Here is a 24,726-nt window from a genome sequence, read left to right on the forward strand (position 1 = left end):
ATGGCTAAGGCCAAGTGTCAATGTCCACCTCCTGGCGCCCCGATGTGGTTAGCAACCTTTGCTGACTTAATGTCGTTGTTGATGTGTTTTTTCGTGTTGTTATTGTCATTTGCAGAAATGGACGTTTTAAAGTTTAAGCAAATAGCAGGCTCCATGAAGTATGCATTTGGGGTGCAAAATAAGGTTGAAGTAAAAGATATTCCCAAAGGAACATCTGTCATTGCGCTTGAGTTTCGCCCTGGTAGACCTGATCCCACGCCGATTGAAATTATTAATCAGCAGACTAACGAAATGACTCAGCCGACAATTGAATATCAAGCCGGCGAAGAAGACAGCGCTGGCGGCACACAAAAACAAAGTGGTGATCAGCGTGGTGGTAATGCTGCAGCAACGGCTCAGGAAGTCGCTGAGGCGGTCAAAAAAGATGCCGCTTCTGCACAAGAAAACATTAATGAACAAGTGAAAAAAATGGCTGAAAAACTCAACGAAGAGATCGTTGACGGCGCCATTGAAATTGAATCGCTAGGTCAACAAATCATTATTCGAATTCGTGAAAAAGGCTCGTTTGCTTCAGGTTCTGGTTTTTTACAGCCTAAATTTAAACCGATTGTTCGCTCCATTGGTGAGCTACTTAAAGATGTACCTGGTATTGTGACGGTATCTGGCCATACAGATGGCGCCCATATTAGTAACGAGCTTTATAGTTCTAACTGGGAGTTATCAAGCAAACGTGCTGTTGCCGTAGCGGATGAGTTGAGACGCGTATCAGGATTTGATGAAACGCGGATGAAGGTTGTGGGTGAAGCGTCAAATAGACCGCTTGTGCCTAATGATACCAATGAAAATCGCACTCGTAATCGTCGAGTGGAGATTTCTATTGAACAAGGTAAAGCAAAAGAATCAGATGAGATAACCGTAGATCAATAAGATGGTTTTCTGACAAAAAAAGCGCAGCCTAAACAGGTTGCGCTTTTTTGTTATATGAATGTGTATTAACTGTGTTGTCTGCACAAAATACATGATTAACCGGTGAATATGTTTGGTTAATAGTCAGCTTTTGGTATAATCCGCGAATTATTGCTTACGTTTTGGCTTTGGTTTATTAATAAACTGTGATGCATCAAATCTGTAAGCTGTTTTTTTAATTTATAATCAACGTATTACAACTCCTTTTAGCGAGCCACACTTTGTCTGTGCTAAGGGATAAGTTATGCCTGCGGACACCCCATGAAGTTTATTGTAAAGCTGTACCCTGAAATAATGATGAAGAGCAAGTCGGTAAGAATGCGTTTTACCAAAATGCTCGAAACTAATATTCGTAACGTGCTGAAAAAGGTTGATGAAGAAGCCAAAGTACAACGTTTATATGATCGTATTTTAGTGAGAGTACCAGTCAATAAACCTGAATTAGTCGATGCGTTCGCCGAGCGTTTAGGCTGTATTCCAGGTATTGCTCATGTTGTGCAGGTGAGTGAATATGCTTTTGATTCAATCGATCATATTTATCAGCAAGTGTTGCCTAAATACCGTGATGAAATCGCGGGTAAAACCTTTTGTGTGCGAGTGAAGCGTTCAGGTAACCATGATTTTAATTCTATTGAAGTTGAACGGTATGTTGGCGGCGGATTAAACCAACACACCGACGCGCTGGGCGTAAAACTTAAAAATCCAGACGTAACAGTGAATCTTGAAATTGATCAAGACAAGTTATACATGGTTGAACGTCGAATTCCAGGTCTAGGTGGTTTTCCTATGGCGACTCAAGAAGATGTGTTATCGCTTATTTCTGGTGGTTTTGATTCAGGCGTATCGAGTTTCCAGTTTATTAAAAAAGGTGCCCGTACTCATTACTGCTTCTTCAATCTTGGTGGTGCTCAGCACGAGATTGGCGTAAAGCAAGTGGCTTACCACTTGTGGAAAACGTATGGCGAGTCTCACAAGGTACGTTTTGTGTCTGTGCCGTTTGAACCTGTAGTGGCTGAAATTCTTGAACGTATTGATAATGGCCAGATGGGCGTAGTGTTAAAGCGTATGATGATGCGCGCCGCAACTCGTATCGCTGACAAATTTGGCATCCAAGCGTTAGTGACGGGTGAAAGTTTAGGTCAAGTATCAAGCCAGACATTAACCAACTTAAATGTGATTGATCGCAGTACTGATTTATTGATTTTGCGCCCGCTAATTGCAATGGACAAGCAAGATATTATTAATCAGAGCCGCGTGATTGGCACTGAAGATTTTGCTAAATCAATCCCTGAATATTGTGGTGTAATTTCACAAAAACCAACCGTAAAAGCGATTTTATCTAAAGTGGAAAAAGAAGAGCTTAAATTCTCTGAGGATTTAATTGACCGTGTTATTGAGGCCGCTGTGGTGATGGATATCCGTGACATTGAAGCTGAAATGAATAAGCAAGTCACTGAAACTGAAACGGTGAAAGATGTGGCTTCAGGCGAGATTGTCATTGATGTGCGCGCACCGGAAGAAGAAGAGCGTAAACCATTAACGCTGGACAACGTGATGGTGAAAGCGATCCCATTCTTTAAATTAGCGACTCAGTTTGCTGATTTAGACAAGAGCAAAACGTATCTTCTGTATTGTGACCGTGGTGTGATGAGTAAACTGCAAGCGTTGTATTTAATTGAGCAGGGTTATACGAACGTTAAAGTTTACCGTCCATAAACATAACGCCAATCAATAATGCTGATGGCGTTATTGATTGGTAGATGATTTACAGACAATAAAAACTTACAGACAATAAAAAACCGCATTAAATGCGGTTTTTTATTGTCTGCGCGCTGAGCGAAAATTAGTTTGCCTGGGTCGCTTCAGAAGTTTTTTGTGCTTCTTCATTGTCTGCAACTAAAATGCTGTTAACATCATCATTGATGTCAACTTTCATCGCTTCAATGCTTTGAGATAATTCAGCATGCAAATCGATCATGTTGATAGGTTCTAGCTCTGTTGCTTGTGCAGTAGTCAATCCAATGATGGATGTCAGAATTAATGCAGCAATCGTTTTTAAGTTGAACATTGGGTGAGCCTCCAGGCTAATGTGTCACATTTGCCGGACTATCCCGATAACGTCGTAGAGATTGTCCAACTGTATTTTCAATGATGCTAATTTAACCAAACACAGTGTTCTTTACAAGCGACAAAAAATAACGATAATCATTAGAAAAACTAATTATAAAACGAGAGATTGATCACTATGTCTAGACGATTGCCCCCCTTAAATGCGGTGAAAGCATTTGAGGCCGCAGCAAGGCATCTGAGCTTTACCCGCGCCGCAGAAGAGTTGTTCGTCACTCAAGCCGCAGTAAGTCATCAGATTAAAGCATTAGAAGATTTTTTAGGGCTAAAGCTGTTTAGACGTAAGAATCGATCATTATTGTTAACAGAAGAAGGTCAAAGTTACTTTCTCGACATCAAAGATATTTTTATTGAGCTGGGTGAAGCGACAAATCGCTTGCTTGCGCGCAGTGCTGTTGGCTCATTAACGGTTAGCATGTCTCCCAGTTTTGCGATCCAATGGTTGGTGCCTCGTTTAGCAAAATTTAGCGAGAAAAACCCTGATATCGACGTGCGTATTAAAGCCGTAGACAGTGACGCAAGTTCGTTAACCGACGATGTCGATGTGGCGATTTATTACGGCCAAGGTAACTGGCCTGGCTTACGTGCAGACAAATTACGTAATGAAGTGCTCATTCCTGTATGTTCTCCATTATTACTTAATGGCCCGAAGCCTTTATCTCAGCCCAGTGATTTAAAGTTCCATACTTTATTGCATGACTCTAGTCGCCAGGACTGGCAAGCATGGTTTAGGCAGTGCGGCGTTACCGACATTAACGTTAACCAGGGGCCGATATTCAGTCACTCGTCACTAGTGCTACAGGCTGCTGCTCACGGGCAAGGCGTGGCGCTAGGCTACAGCGTATTGGCAAGGCCAGATATTAAAGCGGGGCGCTTAATTTGCCCGTTTCCTGAAGTGTTAGTCAGTAAAGACGCGTATTACCTTGTTTGCCAGCAAAATCATTCTGAAATTGGCAAAATTTCAGCATTCAGAGAATGGATGGTCGACATGTTTGCAGAGGAGTCGCGCAGTGAGTTGCTTACCGGATAGTCAAACCGAACTGGCGCAAGATTATGTTTTACAAGGGGCTAAAAGTGATACCTTGATCATTTTTGCTCATGGAGCCGGCGCGAATATGCACCATGAGTTTATGGTCAATATGAGTGACCAATTAGTCACAGCGGGCTTTCAAGTGTATCGATTCAATTTTTTGTATATGCAAGCGAATATGCAAGATGGTAAACGTCGACCACCCGATCGCGCGCCCAAATTGCTGCATCATTTTGAACAAGTGTTGATAGACGTTGGACATAAAATTGAGCAAGGGCTAATTGCGCCTAAACGTATTGTACTTATGGGTAAATCAATGGGCGGACGAATGTCGGCTATATTGACCAGCAAACAACACTCCTTTGTGTCATCACAAGCGCAAGATATCGCTGCTCACATTAGCGCCGTGATTTGCTTAGGCTATCCGTTTATTCCGTTAAAAGGTGGCGAACCTCGTTTAGCGCCTATTCAAACTAATCCATTACCTATACTTATCGTTCAAGGTGAGCGAGATAAGTTTGGTGGCCGTGAACAAATCCCTGCCTGGACGCTAACAGAAAAGACGCAATTATGCTGGATGAGCGATGGCGATCACAGCTTACAACCCCGAAAGTCGTCCGGTTATACCTTAGCGGGTAATATGCAACTGGCGATAAACAGTATCAGTCAATTTATTGCTTCTAATGGTTAACTCTTTTTAAGTATTCGATAGGAATAATGACATGAATAAAAGCTTGTTGCTTGTCGCAACCCTAAGTGGATTTTTAGCGGTGGCTTTGGGAGCATTTGGTGCTCATGGACTAAAAGCAATCGCACCACCAGAGTTGGTGAACATTTTTAAACTCGGTGTTGAGTATCAGTTTTATCATACTTTTGCATTGATCGTGTTAGCCTTTTCGGGTCATTGGATTACCTCTAAATTACTCAATTGGGCAGCTTACAGCTTCATTGCCGGTATGGTGCTATTTTCAGGCTCGTTGTATTTATATGCCTTTACTGGCGCGAAATGGATTGGGCCAATAACCCCTATGGGGGGTTTGTGTTTACTAATAGGGTGGGTGCTATTTGCTGTCGCTGTCTGGCAATCAAAAACCGATAAATAACGGAACACCTAAATTCTCCCCCCTGACGTTTTTTTGGGTATAATAGCAAGATTATTGTCTCGCGATTCTATGCGACCATCCTTACGTTAAGGCTCCAAATGAAAAACCTATTCCTATTTTGTCGTTCAGGCTATGAAAAAGACTGTGCGGCAGAAATTCAACAACGTGCAGCAGAACTCAATGTTGGTGGCTTTGTTAAAACCAACGTTAATGATGCTTATGTTATTTATCAGTGTTTTGAAGAGGATGGGGCGGATACTTTAGCTAAAGATTTGGCGCTAAGTTCATTGGTCTTCGCCAGACAAATGTTTGCTGCGGGCGAGTTGTTGTCGGATTTACCTGAGCAAGATCGTGTTAGCCCAGTGGTTGCTGCATTATCAGAGTTATCAAAATGTGGCGATTTACGCGTTGAAACTCCAGACACCAATGAAGCTAAAGAGCTGTCAGCTTTTTGCCGTAAATTTACGGTACCGCTTCGTCAAGGTTTAAAGAAAAGTGGCGCATTACTCAATGCAGATAATGATCGTCGTCCTATTATTCATGTGTGTTTTATTGGCCCAGGTAAAGCCTATGCGGGTTATTCGTTAAGTAGTAACAGTTCTCCACACTTTATGGGTATTCCACGTTTAAAAATGGCCAACGATGCACCGAGCCGCTCTAGTTTAAAACTCGATGAAGCTTTTGGTGTGTTTTTAACTAAGGAAGAGCAAGAAACGCGTTGTCGCAGTGGCTTGAATGCTGTTGACTTGGGCGCTTGCCCTGGTGGTTGGACATATCAACTTGTTCGCCGCGGTATGATGGTTGCTGCTATTGATAATGGCCCAATGGATCCTAAATTAATGGAAACAGGCCAGGTTAAACATTACCGAGCTGATGGGTTTCGTTTTGAACCACCACGTAAAAACATTTATTGGTTAGTGTGTGACATGGTTGAAAAGCCGGCTCGAGTCGCTGAGCTAATGGAAGCATGGGCGATTAATGGCTGGTTTAAAGAGGCCATCTTTAATCTTAAACTGCCAATGAAGAGCCGTTACAAAGAAGTCAGCACCATTTTAGAAACCATGAGCACCATTTTAACTGAGAACGAAATTGAATTTAAAATGCAGTGTAAGCACTTATATCATGACCGTGATGAAGTGACCGTACACTTATGGTTATTCCCTGAAAAGGGTGTGAGTTACGCTTAACCTTAGTTACGTTTAATGATTTTACTTAAGCAATAAAAAGCCCGCTGATAATTATTATCAGCGGGCTTTTTGTTAAGCTTAAAAACTTGTAGAAAAAGAAGTGATAACATTCCGCGTTAATAAGTGATGACTCAGCGAGAATTTAAAAGGGCTTAAATAAGGCGCATGACTGAATGAATAGTTATTCTCTTTCGAAGTCATGCAACGCAGTGTAAGCCCTTTTAAAACTCGCCTGAAAGGAATGCCTCAGCCGCTTTTGCTCTGCGTTCTCGCTATTTGAAAGGGAACAAGCATTAACGACATAACGCCGCCTTAATCAAAAACCGCTGGACGCATTCTGAGAGGTCACTTATTAATACGAAGTGGTATGATTAACTTAAACGATCAAGAACAGCTTGGGTAAAGTCGGTCGTACCGTGAGTACCGCCTAAATCGCGAGTTGTACGATCGCCTTCTTCAATCACAGCAGCAACGGCATCACGGATCATGATGGCTTTGTCTGACATGCCTAAATATTCTAGCATTTGAATCGATGCTAAAATTACTGACGTTGGGTTCGCAAGGTTTTTACCTGCTATGTCAGGTGCACTGCCGTGTACGGCTTCAAAAATAGCGGCATCACGACCAATGTTAGCACCAGGTGCCATGCCTAAACCGCCAACCAGACCAGCACATAAGTCAGATAAGATGTCACCAAATAAGTTAGTGGTCACAATCACATCAAAGTTTTCTGGGCTCATGACTAATTTCATGCAGGTGGCATCAACAATCATTTCTTCAGTTGTAATGTCTGGGTAACGAAGGCTCACTTCACGCGCGACTTTCAAAAATAAACCTGAAGTCGATTTCATGATGTTTGCTTTATGCACGATAGTGACTTTTTTACGGTTCTCTTTACGGGCTAATTCATAAGCAAATGTGGTGATTTGCTCAGCGCCTTGGCGAGTAATAATACTAGTTGCTTCAGCCGTTTGGCCGTCATCTGATACTTTTTGGCCTAAACCTGAATACATGCCTTCGGTATTTTCACGAACCGTAATGATATCGATGTTTTCGTAACGTGCTTGCGTGCCTTTAAAAGAATTCACTGGGCGAACGTTAGCGTATAAGCTGAACCTTTTACGAAGACTGACATTGATTGAAGTAAAACCTTCACCCACAGGCGTCGTTAATGGACCTTTTAAGGCGATACGGTTTTTTTCGATAAGATCTAATGTACGTTGTGGTAATAGTTCACCGTGCTTTTCAAGTGCAGTTAACCCGGCATCTGCAAATTCGTATTCAAAGTCACATCCTGCTTTGTCGAGGATTTTTAAGGCTGAATCGATAATGCTAGGTCCAATCCCATCACCTGGGATTACGGTAATTGTACGTTTTGACATGAATAGTCCTTTCCACGGTTGTGGTTACAGCGAGTATTGAACCGCATCATTGCTACGGTCAGACGACGATAAAATCCGTCGTTTTTCTGCGGCGTATTTTAACGACTTTTAACGTTTATTTACAGAAAATAGTGAGTGTTATCACATTATTTCCGTTATTTTTAAGTCAATCCTAATCTGTTTGTTTTACTATGAACTTTCAATCAGTTCGATTTGGATTTTTCTGAGAACGACAATGGCTATTGGTAACCAGAGTCAGATATTGACCACGAATAGCTTATTCGCTAAAGCGTTTTTATATAGACGACTTTGGTCGAATGATCATCGATTTAATGACGCTGCTTGTCAGCCATTAAAAAAAACAGACCATCCAACATGATAATAATTAGAGGAAACTGTGAAGGTATTTAATTTAATTCCATTGGCGATATGCCTGTCTTTTAGTGCTTCAAGCGTTGCGGCGCCTCGGGTATTAACCGTTGACGATATAATGAAGTTTGAAACGCTGCAGCAACCTGTTGTGTCAGATAATGGCAAGGTAATCGCGGTACAAGCAATGCCTGACCGCGGTGATAGCCGTGCATTGGTGCGCTTTAGTGATAGCAATAAGCAATATCAAATTGAGCATGGTAGCAATGTTAAAGTGAGTGCAGATGGTCGCTTTGTGCTTGCGAATATAGAAGCGCCTTTGTTTGAACGAGAAACAGAGAAAAGCGACGATTTACCTCACTCTGTGGTGTTATTAGCCACAGACAATGGTACACAACAACAATTTGATAATGTCGATACCGCTATATTCAGTGACGATGGTGCTTATTTATTGGTGAAATACAAACCTATCGACGCGGATGATGAAAAAGCTGAAACATCGGCTGTGGAATCAGATAAAAACGTTATTGCTGAGCAAGCCGAAGCCGAAAAGCCTGTTGATAAAAAAGATATAGGCACTTCAATTACGTTGGTCAAACTTGCAACCAATGAACAACTGTCGCTAAACAACGTCACGCAATTTGCGTTTGATAAAGCGGGTAAGTTCTTAGCGGTACTACAAAATCAGCAGCAACCAACATCGCATAACCTGACTTTGGTTAAGCTTGACTCATTGACCAGCGAAAGCGTATTTAACAGCGATAACGAGCAACTTGAATCATTAGCCATTAGTCCCGATGGACGTTTTGTTGCATTGACCAAAGGTAACGCCGCTGTTGAGCGTTATGGCCGTGAGCATGAACTTGTAGTGTTTGATACTAGCAGTAATAAGCAGCGTACATATGGTAAAGATAATCGTTGGAGCTACAACCAATACTCCAGTGTGCAGTTTTCAAAAGATAATCAACGTTTATTTGTTGGTCGAGTGCCGAGTGTGGCTCAGCAAGTCGAACAAGCAAAATACACTAACGCTGAAGATGTATTCAACCCCGAGGTTATCACTGCGCAAAAGCAGTTGAGAGTGTGGCATGGCGACGATGCGAAAATTAAACCGCAAGAGGTTAAAGAATACGCAAAAGAGCTAAAACGTACTTATTTGGCCGTCTTACACCTTGATACCAATAAAATGCTGCAATTAGCTGACCAAACGGTGCCAGATGTTACTTATGGTGAACAAGCCGATTATTTGTTAGCAAGCTCAGATGTACCGTATCAAAAAATGGTCACTTGGGCCGGTTTTTACCGCGATGTGTATCTGGTTAATTTGAACACAGGCAAAAAACAGCCAATATTGATACAGCAGCCGAGTGATGCCATGCCGACATTGTCGCCAAATGCTAAATATCTGGCTTATTACCAGCAGGGCAGTGTGTATTTACGCGATATTATGTCTGGTCGTAAGGTTAATTTAACACAACACATCAGCACGCCATTCGCCGATGAAGACCATGATTATCCCATTGAAGCACCAGGATACGGGTTTGGCCCTTGGTTAGCAGATGATAGCGGTGTGACCTTCTATGATAAATACGATATGTGGCAATTTGATACATCGTCACATAACGGTTTTATGCTAACAAATGGAGAGGGACGTAAGAGTAAAACGCAATTTAGAGTTGTGGGTTTAGTCAAAAAGAAGCGGCTACCAGCGACGATAACTCAGGGCCAACAACTGTTGTTACAAGGTTACAGCCATGCAACTAAAGCCGATACCTTTTACGCTGCGACAGTGGGTAAACAAGGTGTTCGTGCAATGACCAGTGGCGACAGTAAGTTAACCGTATTAGCCCGCGCTAATGATGCTAACACCGTGGTCTTTTCTAAACAGCGCTACGATGTGTATCCAGACTTATACAGTGCTGATGTCAATAATGTACAAAGTGCCAAGCAACTCACCACACTTGATGCTCAACGTAACGATTTTGCTTGGGGCAATGCCGAGCTTGTGCATTGGCGTGATGGCGATGGTGTAAAAATGGATGGCGTCTTAATTAAACCGACCCATTACCAAGCGGGTAAAGCGTATCCAACCATGGTGTACTTTTACCGTTTTATGAGCGACAGATTGCATGCTTTCCCTGATATGAAGTTGAATCATCGTCCTAATTTTGCTTGGTATGCAGACAATGGTTATGCCATCTTTTTACCCGATATCCGTTTTGAAATTGGTTATCCTGGTATTTCGTCTGTTAAAGCATTAACCGCAGGTGTGCAAAAACTCATTGAGATGGGCGTGACAGATCCCGATGCTGTCGGGATCCAGGGTCACTCATGGGGCGGTTATCAAAGTGCATATGCTGTGACTCAAACCAACATATTTAAGGCTGTGGTCACTGGCGCTCCAGTGTCAAATATGACCAGTGCTTATAGCGGTATTCGTCATGGTTCGGGCTTAGCGCGTCAATTCCAATACGAAACGGGTCAAAGCCGCATAGGTGCTAGTTTATTTGCAGCCCCGCAAAAGTACATTGAAAATTCACCTATCTTTTATGCCGATCGTATTCAAACACCGATGATGATTATGTTTGGTGATAAAGATGATGCAGTGCCTTGGGAGCAAGGTGTGGAATTGTATTTAGCGATGCGCCGAGCAGGCAAAGACGTAGTGTTTTTACAATATCAAGATGAGCCGCATCATTTGAAAAAATACCCCAATAAATTGGATTACAGTATTAAAATGAAACAATACTTTGACCATTATTTAAAAGGTGAACCAGCACCACAATGGCTATCTCAAGGTGAAGCCTACCAAGAGTATAAAAAAGCCGATTAATCCACAATGTGGTAAAAACCTTAAGATTAAACGTTCATATTAAACGTTCATATTAAAACAAAACGCCTCAATATCAATGATACTGAGGCGTTTTTGTTAAGCTGTTTTACGTGTGTGATATGAATTACTCAGCGTTTTTTGCTCTAAATTGTTTTAAGTTCACATTGAGTGGGATATCAGTTTGTAGCTGCGCAAGCTTGTAGCTAATTCGCGCCATTTCTTTTCCCTCAGCCAGTTTTTGTGCCTGTTTAGCACCCAGGTTATCAAGCGATTGGTATAGGTTGGCAAGAGTTCTAAATTTGTTGAGTAAGTCGGCAGCCGATTTGGGCCCTATACCGGTAATTCCCGGAATTTTATTACCACTGTCTCCAGCAAGCGCGATAAAGTCGAGGAACTGATATTGTTCAACCCCGAGTTTTTTTTCGTATTGATGGATATCAAACTTTTGCTGATTAAAATGATCCCACAAGGTGAGGTTTTTAGTAGGGAGTTGACTAAAACCTTTGTCGGTTGACACGATAACCACTTCACCATGATTGCTTATCACTTTGGTCGCTATCGTAGCAATAACATCGTCTGCCTCCGATTGTGCATCAAATGAGTGAATATCATTGTCTGCTAATGTCGTTTTGATTTTTGCCAGCCCTTCGCTTAATGCGGTGGGCATTGGCTTGCGGCCTTTTTTATAATCGTCATACAGAACCTTGCGCCAAGACGTCTCATTACCATCCCACACGACGATAACGTGAGTAGGTTGATGTTGCAGCAACATTTTTTGTGATGCAGCCAGAGAGCGTTGTTGAACGCTCTCTATGTCGTTTTCATCTGGTAGCGCTGCGTGAATACGGCGCACAAGGTTTAATCCATCGATAATCAGCAGTTTATTCATTGGTTTTTATTATGTTGTAGCAGGGCACATACGCGCTACCTGGTAATTTCATCCGTTGTTGTTTTACAAATGCCGTTAACAGGTTATCCATCATGTGCATGAGTTGCACATCACCTTGTATGTTAAAAGGCCCGTGTTGTTGGATAAGTTTAATCGTGTCGCTTTTAACATTACCCGCAACAATGCCCGAAAATGCTTTGCGTAAATTAGCGGCAAGTTCTGCTTTGTTGTCTTGAAAGTATAAGTTTAAATTTGCCATAACTTCATGGGTTGGATCAAAGGGTAATTGAAATTCTGGCTCTATTTTGAGTGACCATTGGTATTGATAAGCGTCACCTTTATTTTTGCGGTAGTTTTTGACCTCAGTCATCCCTTGTTTCATTATTTGGGCCACTTGGACCGGGTCATCAATAATGATCTGATATTTACTTTGAGCCTCTTCACCGAGTGTTGCACCAATAAAGGCATCTATTTCAGTAAAGTATTCTGCGCTTTGGGCAGGGCCAGTTAATATCAATGGAAATGGGCTATCGCAGTTATCTTTGTGCAATAAAATACCTAAAAAGTACAGCAGTTCTTCAGCCGTGCCCGCACCACCCGGAAATATAACAATACCATGCCCAAGGCGCACAAAGGCCTCTAGTCGTTTTTCAATATCCGGTAAAATCACCAGTTCATTCACAATCTGGTTTGGTGGCTCTGCAGCGATAATGCTGGGCTCTGTTAAGCCGATGTAACGTGCATTATGTATGCGCTGTTTTGCATGACCAATGGTGGCGCCTTTCATAGGGCCTTCCATTGCTCCTGGTCCACAACCGGTGCAAATGTCGAGACCACGCAGCCCTAATTGATAGCCTACATCGCGCGTGTATTGATACTCAACAGGATTAATACTGTGGCCACCCCAACAGACAACCACATTGGGATCTTTCATCGGTGATATGGCTTGAGCATTTCGCAAAATATCAAACACCACATTGGTAATGTGACTGGCATTGGTTAAATCAATGTGTTTTAAATTATCGTATTTATTGCTGATGTAGATAATGTCTCGCAGTACTGCGAATAAGTGTTCTTGAATACCAACAATAATTTCGCCGTCGACAAATGCTTGAGTGGGCGGATTAATTAATTCGATTTGAATGCCGCGTTCACGCTGCAAAATATTGACGCTAAAAGATTCGTAGCGGGTAAATAATTCTTCTGAGCTGTCGCTGATTAAACCTGAGGCGAGTACTGCAAGTGAGCAATTTCGATATAATTGATAAAGGTCGCTTTTGGCACCTTGTTTTAGGCGTTCTACTTCTAATTGAGACAGTTGGTCTAGGCTACCGCGTGGACTAATTTTTACGATCATAAGCAACTCCTTTGGACTCGAATGTTTGTTATCGAGTCCAAAGAACATTGTTTTGCAATGGACTAGATATCAATAACGACTCGGTCTCTGCCGTTGTTTTTTGCTTGGTATAATGCTGCGTCGGCTCTTTCAAATGCTTCTTCGAGCGTCTCATTTTCCATTACTTGTGCAGCACCTATAGATAATGTAACTGTAATTCTCTGATTTTTAAACTTAAACGGAATATTTTTAATCTTTTCTCTTACTCGGTTAAGCATCTGTGAGATGTGTTCATCTGTAATGCCTGGTAATAATAAGACAAACTCTTCACCACCATAACGTGCCACAAATTCACTGTCACGCAATGAGTTTTTAAGTGCCATAGCAATCACTTGTAGGGTTTTATCACCCGTACTGTGGCCAAAATTATCATTAACGGTTTTAAAATGATCGATATCAGTTATGGCAATCCACAATGGCGTTTTAAAGCGCACGTGGTTGCGGTATTCCTGCTCCATTCTGTCTTCTAACGCGGTGCGGTTTGACAGTTGAGTGAGTGGATCTAATAGATTCAGTTTTTGGTGTTCGAACAGCTTTTCTTTGTAAGTGTTGGCTTCGTTACTCATTGCGTTAAGCTCTTTTCGCATAGAGTCTATCGATTTGCGTAAAATGGTTTGCTCACGTTGCTCAAGCGCTTCTTTGCGCGATAGGGCATCACGTAGAGACGATAATTGTACGGTAAGTTGTGTTTTTAGCTCGGTAATATTATCAAGATCAACCACTAATGAATCAGCATTACTTACACGTAAGTTAATTTCTTTGTTTAATTGACCTTTTATTTGCTCACTGCGTTGGCTGTTGTTATAAGTGTTGTTAACCACGTCACGGACGATACTGAGCGCATCATTTAAGGCAAACAAAAAGTCTTGTGAAGCGGTTTTTTCACGAGCAATATTATCAAGTAGTAAGCTTAAGATGGTTTGGTATGCGTCGAGTAAACCATTAACATGAATATCGCCCAGTAATACCTCTTTAATCACCAGTATTTGATCGCGTTGATCTTTTCTAAACTCGACTTCTGCTATTTTTGCTGCCAGTTCTCTGGCCAATTGTATGTGTTGCGGCAAAATGTCGTAGTTGTCAGTACCTGAAATCTCTTGTTTTAAAATCTCTTCGTAAAAAAAGATGAGCTTTTCAACCTTGGGAATGTATTCCCATACGGTATGGAAAGGCTTATTGAGATCTTGTTTAAAGTAATTAATTTCTTTTTTGAGTTTGTCTGGTGCTGAGTTGATACGTTGAATTTGACGAATAACACGTGTCAGGCCAAGACGACTGTCTTCTAAGCGTGACATAGTATGGCTGTATTGTGATTTAAGTAGACGTTCTATATCAACCAATTCAGGAAGGGCTTCATCAATTTGCTCAAAATTTTGCATATGATGACGCAACTTAGCCAGTTTATTGTCTAGCTCTAAGTTTTGACCTTTACAGGCAAGGCTTAAATGGCTAATAAACTGGATTAGCGTTTTTAATTTGTCATTGCGATCGGTATTAATATCATCCAGCGCAAGCTTCGCTGCATGAAGCTTTTGCTTCATTAAGGTAATTTGCGAAATCGCTGTATCAGACTCTTTCATTATTGTATTGCCTACTATTAATTAGATAGTAATAAACCATCTAGTGCCACAATCCTAGTGCTGCAATCCCAGTGCTAAGGATGATCTCTTAGTCCATATAGTATAGATGTTATCTCATTAATGTTGTGCAACAAATCTAATTGCTAATAAACATTCACTATTTAATCATAACTGCTAGTTTATTAATCAATTAGCTTTTTGGCCAATTGATTTCTAAAGTATTTCGATTGCTTTCAGCTCGGATGATGCCTCTGTTTAATGCTTGGGTCAGATTTAAATATAGTGGCGGCATAAAAATAGCGGCTGGAGCAAAATTAAGTGGCCTTAATGAAACATAAGCTGGTTTCTCTTTAATGCCAATGGCAGCCGCTAATGCATACTGTAATGTTTCGAAATGTAATTGAGCACTGATGTTAACGTCTGGATTGGCTAACAAGGGTAAATTGATGTGGCCAATACTCGCCTGGTGGACATCATGTAATTGAGCAAAATGTGGAATATTGGGTTGTATGGTGTTTAATTTTTCAAGGCATATGACTAATGCATCGTAAATATCGTCGGCATGGCGTTGTTGATTAAAGTAGCATGCTAGCTGCCCTGAACGGATCATAAAGACTTCAGTGTTGAGGTGCTGGCTCATTTGCACAATCAATTTTTGCATTAATGCGCGTGATTCAGTTAAGCCAAGCTGTATATCAAGGTTATTCAGCTCACCGATATTAATCATTGCCAATGTTTGAGGTTCAGCTGGGTCTATTGTGTCTAACTTTTCAATAAATGCTCGATATCCTGCTATTTGTGACATCGGCTCAATATGATTCATCACCTTAGCATCAAGATATAAGGTATTTTTATGGGCCAATTTTCGCCAAATAAAAATCACCATAATCACCGCAATACTTAATCCAAATGCTAATAAGATGATAATGAATTGATGATGTTTGTTTTTTGCGGTTTGCAGCTCAAGTTTATTACTGACCAGCGTTAATTCAAATTTTAACTTTTGCTCAGTGAGTTCAGAGTAGCCTTTTTCGTCTTTTGGGTCATCGTCATGGTTATTGGTTAATGTAATGATATTTTCAACGGTATCGATAGCGGCATTGAGGTCATTGGTTTTGCGGTATGCATTTGACAAATAACCTAGTGTTTCAATTTCAATGTCGGTTTGTTTGAGTTTTTTTGCCAGTTCAAGTGTCTTTTTAGCGTGGTCGATTGTTTCTGTCCAATTACCTTGCTGTGAATTGATTTGGGTGAATAACAACTCATTGTGGACTAAATAATGGTTGGTTTTTAGCGATCTAAAAATATCATTTGCACGTTGTAGTGCATTGAGCGCGGCTGGAATATTATTGAGTTTCGAGTAAATACCACCAATATTATGAAAGTTAATCCCGACGGCAATAACATTACCGACACGCTCGTTAACTTGTTGTGCATTTAAATAATAATCGACTGCTTTACTCCATTTCTCTTGGCCTTCATACACCATTGCGATGACATTGAGCGTTTCGGCAAGGTAGGTTTCAAAGCCGAGTTGTTGCTGAATTTCAGCAGCTTCATGGGCATATTTTAAAGCATCTTCCCATTGTTCTAAATCTCGATAGGTACGCGCTAGATTGATCATTGCTTGCGATTTTAACATAGGGTAATTAACCCCATTAGCTAATCTAAATGCTTCGCTAAAATGCTGTAGTGATTTTGCCTTGTCGCCATTACGATTGTAATATTTACCCAGTGCGGTTTCTGCTTCTGCAATAAAGTAGTCATTGTGAAGCTGGTAAGCAATTTCTCGATAGCGATTATAATGTGATAGTGACGGAGTGGCTTGTAGCAACATCATATTTAATCCACCTAAATGTTCGTGGAGAATATATTTAAACAGTGTTGCTTGTAGGCTCATGTCTGTGTTGACTTTGTTTAATGCATCCATGTATTGAGCAACAATCGGTTGATATTCTTTATTTTCGCGTGCTCTTAACCTCGCTTTTAGCATAATGACCATTGCTTCATCGAAGGCGTTAGATGCAATTGAGTCTAGTTGCCCAATTAATATTTTGGCATCGTCGTATTTAGTCGGCGAGCTCAAATTGGTTTCAAGATTGACTCTAGCTAAGACTTCTAAATCTCGCTGTAACTCAACCGGATCAAACCCTAACTCGTTGGCAATTTGAGTAAACTCTTCTTTATTGGTGAACTGTAACGGAAACTCAGTCGATTTAGAGAGTTTAATTAACAGCTTATTGGGGTTTTCTTTGAATTCAATTTCTTGTTGTTCAAGATCTTTTGCGTCCGCGACTGAGCAGAGAAATAGGGAAATGAATAAGGCAAGGTGAGCGAGTCGCAGCATAGCAGTTAAACCCTTTTGTGTGTTGCTTAAAATAACGCTGGGCAGACGAGAATGGCGTGTAAACCCCATCCATATTTACCGACTTAATCATACATTTTGTAATGAGTCGTAAATGGCCACTTTGTAAATTAGCGTAGATTGTTATAATTGTTCATAATTTAAAATAAAAACAAATAGAATCATACCAGAAGGAACCTAGAGTGAAACCTACTAATCTTGCATTTTTAACCACAAGCGCGTTTTTGTCGATGTGCTTTACAACGTCGGCGTTGGCAGATGTTGATTACCATATTGATATTAACCAACCCATACACCATTTAGCGCAAGTTAGCGTTTCTTTTCCTAAAACCGAATCTGCACAATTAATTGTCAATTTACCCGTGTGGCGCACAGGCCGTTATCAAGTATTGCCAGTCGCAGATGGGGTAAGGTTATTTGAAGCCACCGACAGCAAGGGTAAGGTATTACCTTGGCAGCGTACGGCAAGCGGTGAGTGGACCATTAGCTTAGCTCAGCCTACAGCGGTAAAAGTGAACTATCAGTTACACGCCAATGAATTAGGCGACCGTTTGCGCCATATCGATGAAAGCCATGCTTATTTAGATGCCAGTGGCGTATTTATGTATAGCCCTGAATTTCGTCAGCAACCAATAACGATTGATATGAAAGTGCCTAAGGGCTGGAAGAGCTTTTCTGGCATGGATAAAGGCCGTAGTTCACATTCATTCAAAGCCGCTAATTATGATGTGCTCGCTGACTCACCTATTGAAACGGGCATTAACCAGTCATTTAGTTTTGCCGCTGATGGTCGTGAATATGAGGTAGTCTTTTGGGGCGAGGGCAATTACGACACCGAACAAATTGTGACAGATTTACGTAAAATCAGTGGCCAGGCGTCAATGATTTGGGATGATTACCCGTTTGAGCGTTATGTGTATATGGTGCATGCCACAAGCGGAGCCCGTGGTGCTACCGAACATCTTAATTCTACTGTGATTCAGTTGCCGCGCTTTAATTTTCGTGAACGTGAAGATTATTTGCGTTTTATTAGCACGGCATCTCACGAGTTTATTCATACCTGGAATGTGAAATCATATCGTCCGCAAGGTTTGGTACCTTATGATTATCAGTCCGAAAACATGACTGATTTACTTTGGGTTGCTGAAGGTTCAACCAGTTATTTTCAAAATCAACTGTTACTGCGGGCTGGTGTGATAACCGCAAAAGAGTTTTTTGACGATTTAAGTTTGCGAATTGTGCTTAATGAGCATAACCCGGGTCGTGACACTCAATCTGTTGCTGAGGCGAGTTTAGGTCAGTGGAGTAGCACTTGGGGAGATTATGCGATTAATCACAGCGTGAATATCTATTCTGAGGGCTATCTTGCCTCCATGGCGTTGGATTTCAGTGTTATCCAGGACAGTGAGTTAGCGCATTCATATCGCGATGTGCATAAAGCGTTATACCAGCATTTTAAAATCCCTATGGGTTATAACGTCGCAGACGTGCAAAATATTCTCACCACGTTAACGGGTAAAGATTATCAACCATGGTGGCAGAAGTTTGTTAACCAACCGTTTAGCTTAGAGTTTGATGCGTTATTAGCCCAAGCCGGTTTAGTGACAACCTATGGCGATAAGCCAAAAACTCAAGTTAATACCGGCATTGGCTTATCTGGTCTGCACGGCGATTTGGTATTAGCCACAGTGGCGAAAAACAGCCCAGCGTGGAAAGCTGGTCTGACGGCGGGTGATGAGTTACTTGCCGTTAATGACTTAAAAGTGACTGCCGACGCATTTGCTAAACGATTTGATGATTTCAAACCGGGAGATAAAGTTAAATTAACGGTATTTAGTAACGATCGTTTAAAAGAGGTCAGCATAGTTTTAGGGGAGCAACCTAAAGGCGAGTTAAGTATACAAGCGCTAGAATCTGTTACCACAGAACAAAAAGCATTCTTTAAAGCATGGCTTGGCATTGACTGGCCATTTGATGCAGACGGTGAATGGATTAAGACTGACGACGAGGCATAGCCCTTATTGTTAACAATAAAAAGCCCTGAAATATCAGGGCTTTTTTATTTATCAAGATTTAACGCGATTAAACTGGTGGCGCTGTTTCAGTAAAAAACGGTTCTCGCTCTATTGCTGCTAAAAACAGTTTCATTCTAGGATAGCGGTCGATATTAATCTGTTGACGAAATACTGCCCAACTTAAAAAGCACGCTAGTCTAATCTGAACATCATCAAAAGGGCCATGAAGTGGCCATTTATGTTGTTCTAATTCAGTGAGAATTGACTCAACTCGCTGTGCTTGTCTGAGCGTATAATCAAAACGTTCAATATCGACACCGTCTCTCGCCAAAAAAAACAAATTAATGGTGCTGTCGAGTGCCGTGTTGATCATGCAATATTGATCAAACTGGGTGGCACTTTCAATAAATGGTGTCGCTGATTTATTGCGAATGTAACGTAATATGGCACTCGAATCGGTGAGTGTTAACTCGCCATCTTGTAAAAACGGAACGCGCTTTGTGGGCGACAATGTCGCACTCGCCGCTTGATCCGTTTCAATAAATTCGTAATCAAGTGTCGTCTCTAACAGTGCAATTCGACAATGACGAACAAAAGGCGAAGTAAAACTGCCGTAAAGTTTCATATTATGTCCTTAGTATTATACGCTTTGCTCGAGTGGGCCGAAGGCTTGATTAAGCGCATTGATAAAGGCGACTAATTCACTGCCCATTAAGGCAAAGTCAGCATCAAGACGTGCTATTGGATCTTCTGTGCCGACTTCATCATTACCTGCTCTAAATTCTTCTGAAAACTTAATGCGTTTTACGCTCGCATCAGATTGCATTAAAAAGGCAATAGATTGACCAAAATGTAGTGCTAATTTATGAACCTGTTTGCCCGTTGCAATATGAGCCAGTACTTCATCTTCTTGCAGTACCTGTTGTTTAAAGCGAACAATTCCACCTTCATCAGAATCAGACTTCAATTCAGCTTCATCTAGCATCTCAAAAGGAGCAAGCGCTTCGCCAGCTTGCAGCCACTGCGTTAGCGTTGTTTCAATTGGCGTTGCAAAACTTAATGGGATCACCGGTAAACTGCCAACCGCTTTACGTAATAATGCCAGTAACTCTTCTGCTTTCGTGGCGCTTGAGCTGTCCACTAAAATCATTTCTAGTTCAGGCATGATCAATGCGTGAGTTTGGCTACGGCGTGAAAATGCACGGGGCAATAAGGTGGTGGTGATCTCATCTTTTATGGTGTCTTTTTCTTTTTTAGTGACTTTACGGTTTTCTTGATCTTCTATTTCAGCCACTTTCTCATCTAGCGCTTCTTTAATCACCTGTCCGGGTAGGATCTTTTCTTCTTTGGTTACACAGATCAAATGACGGTTTTCTGCACTATGGACTAATGCATTGCCTTTTTTACCCAATGCATTTGAAAATCCAAACTTACTGATGTCTTGGCTAGAGCAAGGAGAGAAGGTGAAATCGGCTAGGGCCGTTTCTAATGTTTCGGTATCAGTCGTAAACGGTTTGTTGAAACGATACAAGGTGAGATTTTTAAACCACATAGAATGCTCTCATTAATTAACAGGAAAAATTCAGATACCGCAGTTTACGGGATAGATGCAAAGCGGTAAACCTACAAAAAAATGCCCTTTGTACGATAGAGAATGGAGTTGGAATGATAATTCATCAAATTGTCACATTTCTCTTATCGGCCTTGAAACCACTGTTGTAGCTATGTTTGAGGTTTTGCGAGTGGGTTTAACCCCGCGAATATCAGCAATTAATGAACCAGTGAAATATTTTTGAAACATTCACAAGGCAGAATTCCGCTCGTTCCGATACAACTAACCCAGAATAACAATGACGAAATATGCGTCAAAAGGATGAAATGATGAACGTTTTTTGTAAAACTCTATTAGCTTCTGCAATGGCCGCCTCTGTAGTTTCAAGTGCATATGCAGCAGACCCTCTAACAGTGTATGGCAAATTAAATGTTACAGCACAGTCAAATGATGTTGCAGACGAAACTGAAACAACTATTCAAAGTAATGCATCACGTTTTGGTGTGACCGGTGATTTTGAGTTAAGCAATTCATTAGAAGCTTTCTACACAATCGAATACGAAGTCAACACGGGTGATGACGACAAAGAAAACTTTTTAGCTCGCAACCAGTTTGTCGGCTTAAAAGGTAACTTTGGTGCGGTATCTGTAGGTCGTAACGACACTATTCTGAAAGTCTCTCAAGGTAAAGTGGATCAGTTCAATGACCTTTCTGGCGATGTGAAAACCTTATTTAAAGGTGAAAACCGCATGGCTCAAACGGCCACTTACTACACGCCAATGTTTGGTGATTTCCAAGCGGGTGTGACTTATGTCGCTTCTGGCGACTCAGACCAAGTGGTCGGTGATAACACTACCGGCGAAGATGGCGTGAGCATGGCATTGATGTATGGCGACTCTGGTTTAAAGACGTCTGCTATTTATGCGGCAATAGCATATGATTCAAAAGTAAAAGGTTATGACACTGTACGCGCTACTGTACAAGGTAAAGTGGCTGGTGTGGTGATTGGTGGTATGTACCAGCAACAAGAAGCCATAGACAGTGATGTTACCGATAATGGTTTCTTACTGAGCGCGGCGTATGATATTAATGATGTAACGCTTAAAACGCAGTTTGCTGATATGGAAAATAAAGGTGATTCATGGTCGGTTGGTGCAGATTATAAATTAGGTAAGCCGACTAAACTTTTTGCTTTTTATACCGACAATTCGTTTGATTCAAACGATCAAGATGACAGCTATGTTGGTGTCGGTATTGAACATAAGTTCTAAGCTAAATTGCATACAATAAAAAAGGGCTTCGGCCCTTTTTTCGTTACTGTGTGTTAACCGCAATTAAGTTTTTATGACAAAAAACGGTTTTTAATGGCAATATCGACATCAGGGTCATGAAAGTGTAACAAAAGTGTCCAATAATACCCTTGTGGCAAATTAATGTAGAAACCCAATATGACAGCTAGGATATTAATAGTAGAAGATGAATCAGCAATTCGTGAGATGCTGACATTTGTGATGGATCAACATGGTTTTACGACGGCTGCAGCTGAAGATTTCGATTCAGCAATTGAGTTGCTTCAAGAGCCTTATCCAGATTTAATTTTGTTGGATTGGATGTTCCCTGGTGGCAGCGGTATTCAATTAGCAAAACGCTTAAAGCAAGATGAATTTACGCGCCAAATCCCCATTATTATGCTGACCGCTCGCGGTGAAGAGGAAGATAAAGTCAAAGGCCTAGAAGTGGGTGCAGATGACTATATTACCAAACCTTTTTCGCCTAAAGAGTTGGTTGCCAGAATAAAAGCCGTATTACGTAGAAGTGCGCCAACGCGTTTAGAAGAAACCATAGACGTGCAAGGGCTGCAGCTTGACCCTGTGAGTCATCGAGTTACGGTAGGTGACGATGTGCTTGATATGGGACCAACAGAGTTTAGGTTGTTGCATTTCTTCATGACACATCCTGAGCGAGTTTACAGCCGTGAACAATTGCTCGATAACGTCTGGGGAACCAACGTGTATGTAGAAGACCGTACTGTTGATGTACACATTCGCCGACTGCGTAAAGCAGTAGAGCAAGGTGGACATGACAAGTTGATTCAAACAGTTCGTGGTGCTGGTTATCGTTTTTCAACCAGAATGTAATGCGTATGCAGCAAATGAAGCACTGTGATAATCAACAGCGCTTCTTTGTTTGCTGCCTAGCCACAATGGTCTATTTAGGCTATCTTGTGGTTCCTCGTTAATCCTAATAATCAGTAACGACACTAAAAAAGTTGAAAGTGTTGACTGCGTTACTTTAGCCATTAGGTTACCTATGCTTAACTCGTATTCTGGATTTCGATTATTTTCTCGTTTAGCCCTGCTACTGATACTGTTTATTTGTGTTGGTGCTTTTGTTGATCAGATAGCGTTGGTCACATTATTAGGGACCATAGGTTTGCTCGTCTGGCATTATCGGCAAATTACCCGACTTAACTTTTGGTTATGGAAAGATAAAAAATTAACCCCGCCCCAAGGGCAAGGAAGTTGGGAAGGGGTATTTAATGGTATATATCGACTTCAAGGTAAAAATCGTCGCCGCGTTGGGCAATTAGCAACATTACTTGCTCGTTTTCGTCAAGGCGCTGAAGCACTACCTGATGCGACAGTCGTGCTCGATGCAGAGCATAATATTTTGTGGTGTAACAAACTTGCGCAATTAGTCTTAGGCTTTGTCTGGCCGCAAGACAGTGGCCAGCGAATTGATAACCTTATACGCCATCCTGATTTCTCCGCCTATCTTAGAAAAGCCGAATTTAAAGAACCACTTGAAATACCTTCGCCAGTGTCTGATAAACGTTTACTTGAAATCCGTTTAATGAGTTATGGTGATAGGCAGTTGCTGCTGATGGCTCGCGATATCACCCGTATTCACCAACTTGAAGGTATGCGTAAAGACTTTGTTGCTAACGTGTCGCATGAGCTAAAAACGCCGCTTACGGTTTTGCAAGGCTATTTAGAGATAATGCAAGGAATGGAAGAGGATAATTCTCCAAACCAAAAGCCATTATCGCTGATGCAACAACAAACCTCTCGCATGCAATCGATGGTTGAACAGCTATTAGCCTTGTCGCGGATTGAAGATGCTACCGACATCGACTTATCAAAAACGGTCAACATGAAAGTGATGATGGACGTGCTTCGAGAAGAAGCCAAAGCGCTTGCTGGCGACGAATATACCTTAGAGTTTCATTGCGAGGCAGGATTAAACACCCACGGTAATGAAATCCAACTTCGCAGTGCCTGTTCAAATCTTATCTCCAACGCAATTCGTTATACCGCGCCGGGAGGCATTATCTCTGTCACCTGGAGAAGTGTTGCTACTGGGGGATTATTTTCGGTAAAAGACACGGGTGAGGGCATCGCTCCACAGCATATTAATCGCTTAACTGAGCGCTTTTATCGCGTTGATAATGCACGCTCAAGTAAAACCGGTGGAACAGGTTTAGGACTCGCCATCGCAAAGCATGCATTGAGCCATCACCACAGTGAGCTTAATGTCACCAGCGAATACGGCAAAGGCAGTACATTTAGCTTTATTATTCCGACGCACTTATTAGAAAGACACTAAATAATCGCGTTACCTCAAATCTAAAAAGCAGCATTTATGTTGCTTTTTTTATTGTCGAAAAATGGACATATCATTGTCATAAAACCACATCGCAGGTAACGAAATCAGCTTAATGGATAGCATTAAGGCGGTGCGATTAACAATGAGTGGCTTAGCCGACGTGATTGGTCGCAGTTTAAGTTGTTGATATACATAAACAGTTGGCAGGGTTTGACAAATAAAACAGTTTTAAGATGGATGTCATACAACTGTCACATCAAAGTCATAGACTTGTCATCAATGAGGTCGATACTGACTACGTTTTAAAAACCTAGTACGCTTAATTC

The 24,726-nt window shown here is 41.4% G+C and carries 20 protein-coding genes; 11 read left to right on the forward strand and 9 right to left on the reverse strand.

Translation table 11 applies throughout. From position 1 onward, the window contains the following. Window positions 1–927, forward strand: a complete 927-nt coding sequence (locus AC19MV_RS13120; protein WP_498308098.1) for a flagellar motor protein MotB — start codon at window positions 1–3, stop codon at window positions 925–927. A gap of 300 nt (window positions 928–1,227) precedes the next feature. After that, on the forward strand, window positions 1,228–2,682 hold the full coding sequence (thiI, locus tag AC19MV_RS13125; RefSeq protein ID WP_432401613.1) for a tRNA uracil 4-sulfurtransferase ThiI: 1,455 nt from the start codon (window positions 1,228–1,230) through the stop codon (window positions 2,680–2,682). Window positions 2,683–2,809: 127 nt separating this feature from the next. On the opposite strand, the gene AC19MV_RS13130 is transcribed toward thiI, so the two are convergent. Continuing rightward, entirely contained in the window at window positions 2,810–3,034 is a 225-nt protein-coding gene (locus tag AC19MV_RS13130) for a hypothetical protein (RefSeq protein WP_432401615.1), read from the reverse strand. Window positions 3,035–3,211: 177 nt separating this feature from the next. On the opposite strand from AC19MV_RS13130, the gene AC19MV_RS13135 reads away from it, so the two are divergent. The 4 genes from AC19MV_RS13135 (at window position 3,212) to rlmM (ending at window position 6,413) form a co-directional block, all read left to right on the forward strand. Beyond that, window positions 3,212–4,123, forward strand: coding sequence for a transcriptional regulator GcvA (locus AC19MV_RS13135; protein WP_432401617.1), 912 nt, complete (start codon window positions 3,212–3,214; stop codon window positions 4,121–4,123). Beyond that, window positions 4,104–4,814, forward strand: coding sequence for an alpha/beta family hydrolase (locus AC19MV_RS13140; protein WP_432401619.1), 711 nt, complete (start codon window positions 4,104–4,106; stop codon window positions 4,812–4,814). The genes AC19MV_RS13135 and AC19MV_RS13140 overlap by 20 nt, the downstream gene beginning before the upstream one ends. A 31-nt stretch (window positions 4,815–4,845) precedes the next feature. Continuing rightward, window positions 4,846–5,226 (forward strand): DUF423 domain-containing protein, encoded by a 381-nt coding sequence (locus AC19MV_RS13145; protein ID WP_498308101.1) that lies wholly within the window; start codon window positions 4,846–4,848, stop codon window positions 5,224–5,226. A gap of 98 nt (window positions 5,227–5,324) precedes the next feature. Then, on the forward strand, window positions 5,325–6,413 hold the full coding sequence (rlmM, locus tag AC19MV_RS13150) for a 23S rRNA (cytidine(2498)-2'-O)-methyltransferase RlmM (protein WP_432401623.1): 1,089 nt from the start codon (window positions 5,325–5,327) through the stop codon (window positions 6,411–6,413). Window positions 6,414–6,784: 371 nt separating this feature from the next. Here rlmM and AC19MV_RS13155 read toward each other — a convergent pair whose 3' ends face one another. Next, on the reverse strand, window positions 6,785–7,795 hold the full coding sequence (locus AC19MV_RS13155; protein WP_498308103.1) for an isocitrate dehydrogenase: 1,011 nt from the start codon (window positions 7,793–7,795) through the stop codon (window positions 6,785–6,787). A gap of 397 nt (window positions 7,796–8,192) precedes the next feature. Between AC19MV_RS13155 and AC19MV_RS13160 the strand changes: the two genes are divergently transcribed. Next, the gene (locus AC19MV_RS13160; RefSeq protein ID WP_498308105.1) at window positions 8,193–10,997 is read left to right on the forward strand and encodes a S9 family peptidase; all 2,805 of its coding nucleotides are present in this window, start codon (window positions 8,193–8,195) and stop codon (window positions 10,995–10,997) included. Between the two features lie 124 nt (window positions 10,998–11,121). Here the strand turns inward: AC19MV_RS13160 and xni are convergent, their stop codons facing one another. The 4 genes from xni to AC19MV_RS13180 all read right to left on the reverse strand — a co-directional run bounded on the left by xni (window position 11,122) and on the right by AC19MV_RS13180 (window position 17,209). Then, window positions 11,122–11,886, reverse strand: a complete 765-nt coding sequence (xni, locus tag AC19MV_RS13165) for a flap endonuclease Xni (protein WP_498308107.1) — start codon at window positions 11,884–11,886, stop codon at window positions 11,122–11,124. Then, the gene (gene ppnN / locus AC19MV_RS13170) at window positions 11,879–13,243 is read right to left on the reverse strand and encodes a nucleotide 5'-monophosphate nucleosidase PpnN (protein WP_498308109.1); all 1,365 of its coding nucleotides are present in this window, start codon (window positions 13,241–13,243) and stop codon (window positions 11,879–11,881) included. Before ppnN ends, xni begins: the two co-directional genes overlap by 8 nt. A gap of 62 nt (window positions 13,244–13,305) precedes the next feature. Further along, window positions 13,306–14,862 (reverse strand): sensor domain-containing diguanylate cyclase, encoded by a 1,557-nt coding sequence (locus AC19MV_RS13175; RefSeq protein WP_498308111.1) that lies wholly within the window; start codon window positions 14,860–14,862, stop codon window positions 13,306–13,308. A gap of 190 nt (window positions 14,863–15,052) precedes the next feature. Next, window positions 15,053–17,209: a tetratricopeptide repeat protein gene (locus AC19MV_RS13180; RefSeq protein WP_498308113.1), complete on the reverse strand. Its 2,157-nt coding sequence runs from the start codon at window positions 17,207–17,209 to the stop codon at window positions 15,053–15,055. Between the two features lie 200 nt (window positions 17,210–17,409). Here AC19MV_RS13180 and AC19MV_RS13185 point away from each other — a divergent pair, with 200 nt between their 5' ends. Further along, the gene (locus AC19MV_RS13185; protein WP_498308115.1) at window positions 17,410–19,242 is read left to right on the forward strand and encodes a M61 family metallopeptidase; all 1,833 of its coding nucleotides are present in this window, start codon (window positions 17,410–17,412) and stop codon (window positions 19,240–19,242) included. A gap of 67 nt (window positions 19,243–19,309) precedes the next feature. On the opposite strand, the gene AC19MV_RS13190 is transcribed toward AC19MV_RS13185, so the two are convergent. Continuing rightward, on the reverse strand, window positions 19,310–19,867 hold the full coding sequence (locus tag AC19MV_RS13190) for a glutathione S-transferase family protein (protein ID WP_498308117.1): 558 nt from the start codon (window positions 19,865–19,867) through the stop codon (window positions 19,310–19,312). A gap of 15 nt (window positions 19,868–19,882) precedes the next feature. Further along, window positions 19,883–20,794 carry a recombination-associated protein RdgC gene (gene rdgC, locus AC19MV_RS13195; protein WP_498308118.1) on the reverse strand — a complete coding sequence of 304 codons (912 nt, stop codon included), beginning with the start codon at window positions 20,792–20,794 and terminating at the stop codon, window positions 19,883–19,885. 326 nt (window positions 20,795–21,120) lie between these two features. On the opposite strand from rdgC, the gene AC19MV_RS13200 reads away from it, so the two are divergent. Further along, window positions 21,121–22,065 carry a porin gene (locus AC19MV_RS13200; RefSeq protein ID WP_498308120.1) on the forward strand — a complete coding sequence of 315 codons (945 nt, stop codon included), beginning with the start codon at window positions 21,121–21,123 and terminating at the stop codon, window positions 22,063–22,065. A 177-nt stretch (window positions 22,066–22,242) separates the two neighbouring features. Next, on the forward strand, window positions 22,243–22,932 hold the full coding sequence (gene phoB / locus AC19MV_RS13205) for a phosphate regulon transcriptional regulator PhoB (protein WP_432401645.1): 690 nt from the start codon (window positions 22,243–22,245) through the stop codon (window positions 22,930–22,932). Here the strand turns inward: phoB and AC19MV_RS13210 are convergent. Then, window positions 22,918–23,094, reverse strand: a complete 177-nt coding sequence (locus AC19MV_RS13210; RefSeq protein ID WP_498308122.1) for a hypothetical protein — start codon at window positions 23,092–23,094, stop codon at window positions 22,918–22,920. The two genes, phoB and AC19MV_RS13210, sit on opposite strands and share 15 nt — an antisense overlap. A 10-nt stretch (window positions 23,095–23,104) precedes the next feature. Between AC19MV_RS13210 and phoR the strand changes: the two genes are divergently transcribed. Continuing rightward, entirely contained in the window at window positions 23,105–24,400 is a 1,296-nt protein-coding gene (gene phoR / locus AC19MV_RS13215) for a phosphate regulon sensor histidine kinase PhoR (protein ID WP_432401647.1), read from the forward strand. Window positions 24,401–24,726: the final 326 nt, after the last annotated feature.

This window comes from Shewanella sp. MF05913 (assembly GCF_059758095.1).

Excerpts from the sequence above, each read along its gene's own strand:
- AC19MV_RS13120 (WP_498308098.1), top strand. The coding sequence starts at position 1 with ATGGCTAAGGCCAAGTGTCAATGTCCACCTCCTGGCGCCCCGATGTGG.
- thiI (WP_432401613.1), top strand. The coding sequence starts at position 1,228 with ATGAAGTTTATTGTAAAGCTGTACCCTGAAATAATGATGAAGAGCAAG.
- AC19MV_RS13130 (WP_432401615.1), bottom strand. The coding sequence starts at position 3,034 with ATGTTCAACTTAAAAACGATTGCTGCATTAATTCTGACATCCATCATT.
- AC19MV_RS13135 (WP_432401617.1), top strand. The coding sequence starts at position 3,212 with ATGTCTAGACGATTGCCCCCCTTAAATGCGGTGAAAGCATTTGAGGCC.
- AC19MV_RS13145 (WP_498308101.1), top strand. The coding sequence starts at position 4,846 with ATGAATAAAAGCTTGTTGCTTGTCGCAACCCTAAGTGGATTTTTAGCG.
- rlmM (WP_432401623.1), top strand. The coding sequence starts at position 5,325 with ATGAAAAACCTATTCCTATTTTGTCGTTCAGGCTATGAAAAAGACTGT.
- AC19MV_RS13155 (WP_498308103.1), bottom strand. The coding sequence starts at position 7,795 with ATGTCAAAACGTACAATTACCGTAATCCCAGGTGATGGGATTGGACCT.
- xni (WP_498308107.1), bottom strand. The coding sequence starts at position 11,886 with ATGAATAAACTGCTGATTATCGATGGATTAAACCTTGTGCGCCGTATT.
- ppnN (WP_498308109.1), bottom strand. The coding sequence starts at position 13,243 with ATGATCGTAAAAATTAGTCCACGCGGTAGCCTAGACCAACTGTCTCAA.
- AC19MV_RS13175 (WP_498308111.1), bottom strand. The coding sequence starts at position 14,862 with ATGAAAGAGTCTGATACAGCGATTTCGCAAATTACCTTAATGAAGCAA.
- AC19MV_RS13180 (WP_498308113.1), bottom strand. The coding sequence starts at position 17,209 with ATGCTGCGACTCGCTCACCTTGCCTTATTCATTTCCCTATTTCTCTGC.
- AC19MV_RS13190 (WP_498308117.1), bottom strand. The coding sequence starts at position 19,867 with ATGAAACTTTACGGCAGTTTTACTTCGCCTTTTGTTCGTCATTGTCGA.
- rdgC (WP_498308118.1), bottom strand. The coding sequence starts at position 20,794 with ATGTGGTTTAAAAATCTCACCTTGTATCGTTTCAACAAACCGTTTACG.
- AC19MV_RS13200 (WP_498308120.1), top strand. The coding sequence starts at position 21,121 with ATGATGAACGTTTTTTGTAAAACTCTATTAGCTTCTGCAATGGCCGCC.
- phoB (WP_432401645.1), top strand. The coding sequence starts at position 22,243 with ATGACAGCTAGGATATTAATAGTAGAAGATGAATCAGCAATTCGTGAG.
- AC19MV_RS13210 (WP_498308122.1), bottom strand. The coding sequence starts at position 23,094 with ATGGCTAAAGTAACGCAGTCAACACTTTCAACTTTTTTAGTGTCGTTA.
- phoR (WP_432401647.1), top strand. The coding sequence starts at position 23,105 with ATGCTTAACTCGTATTCTGGATTTCGATTATTTTCTCGTTTAGCCCTG.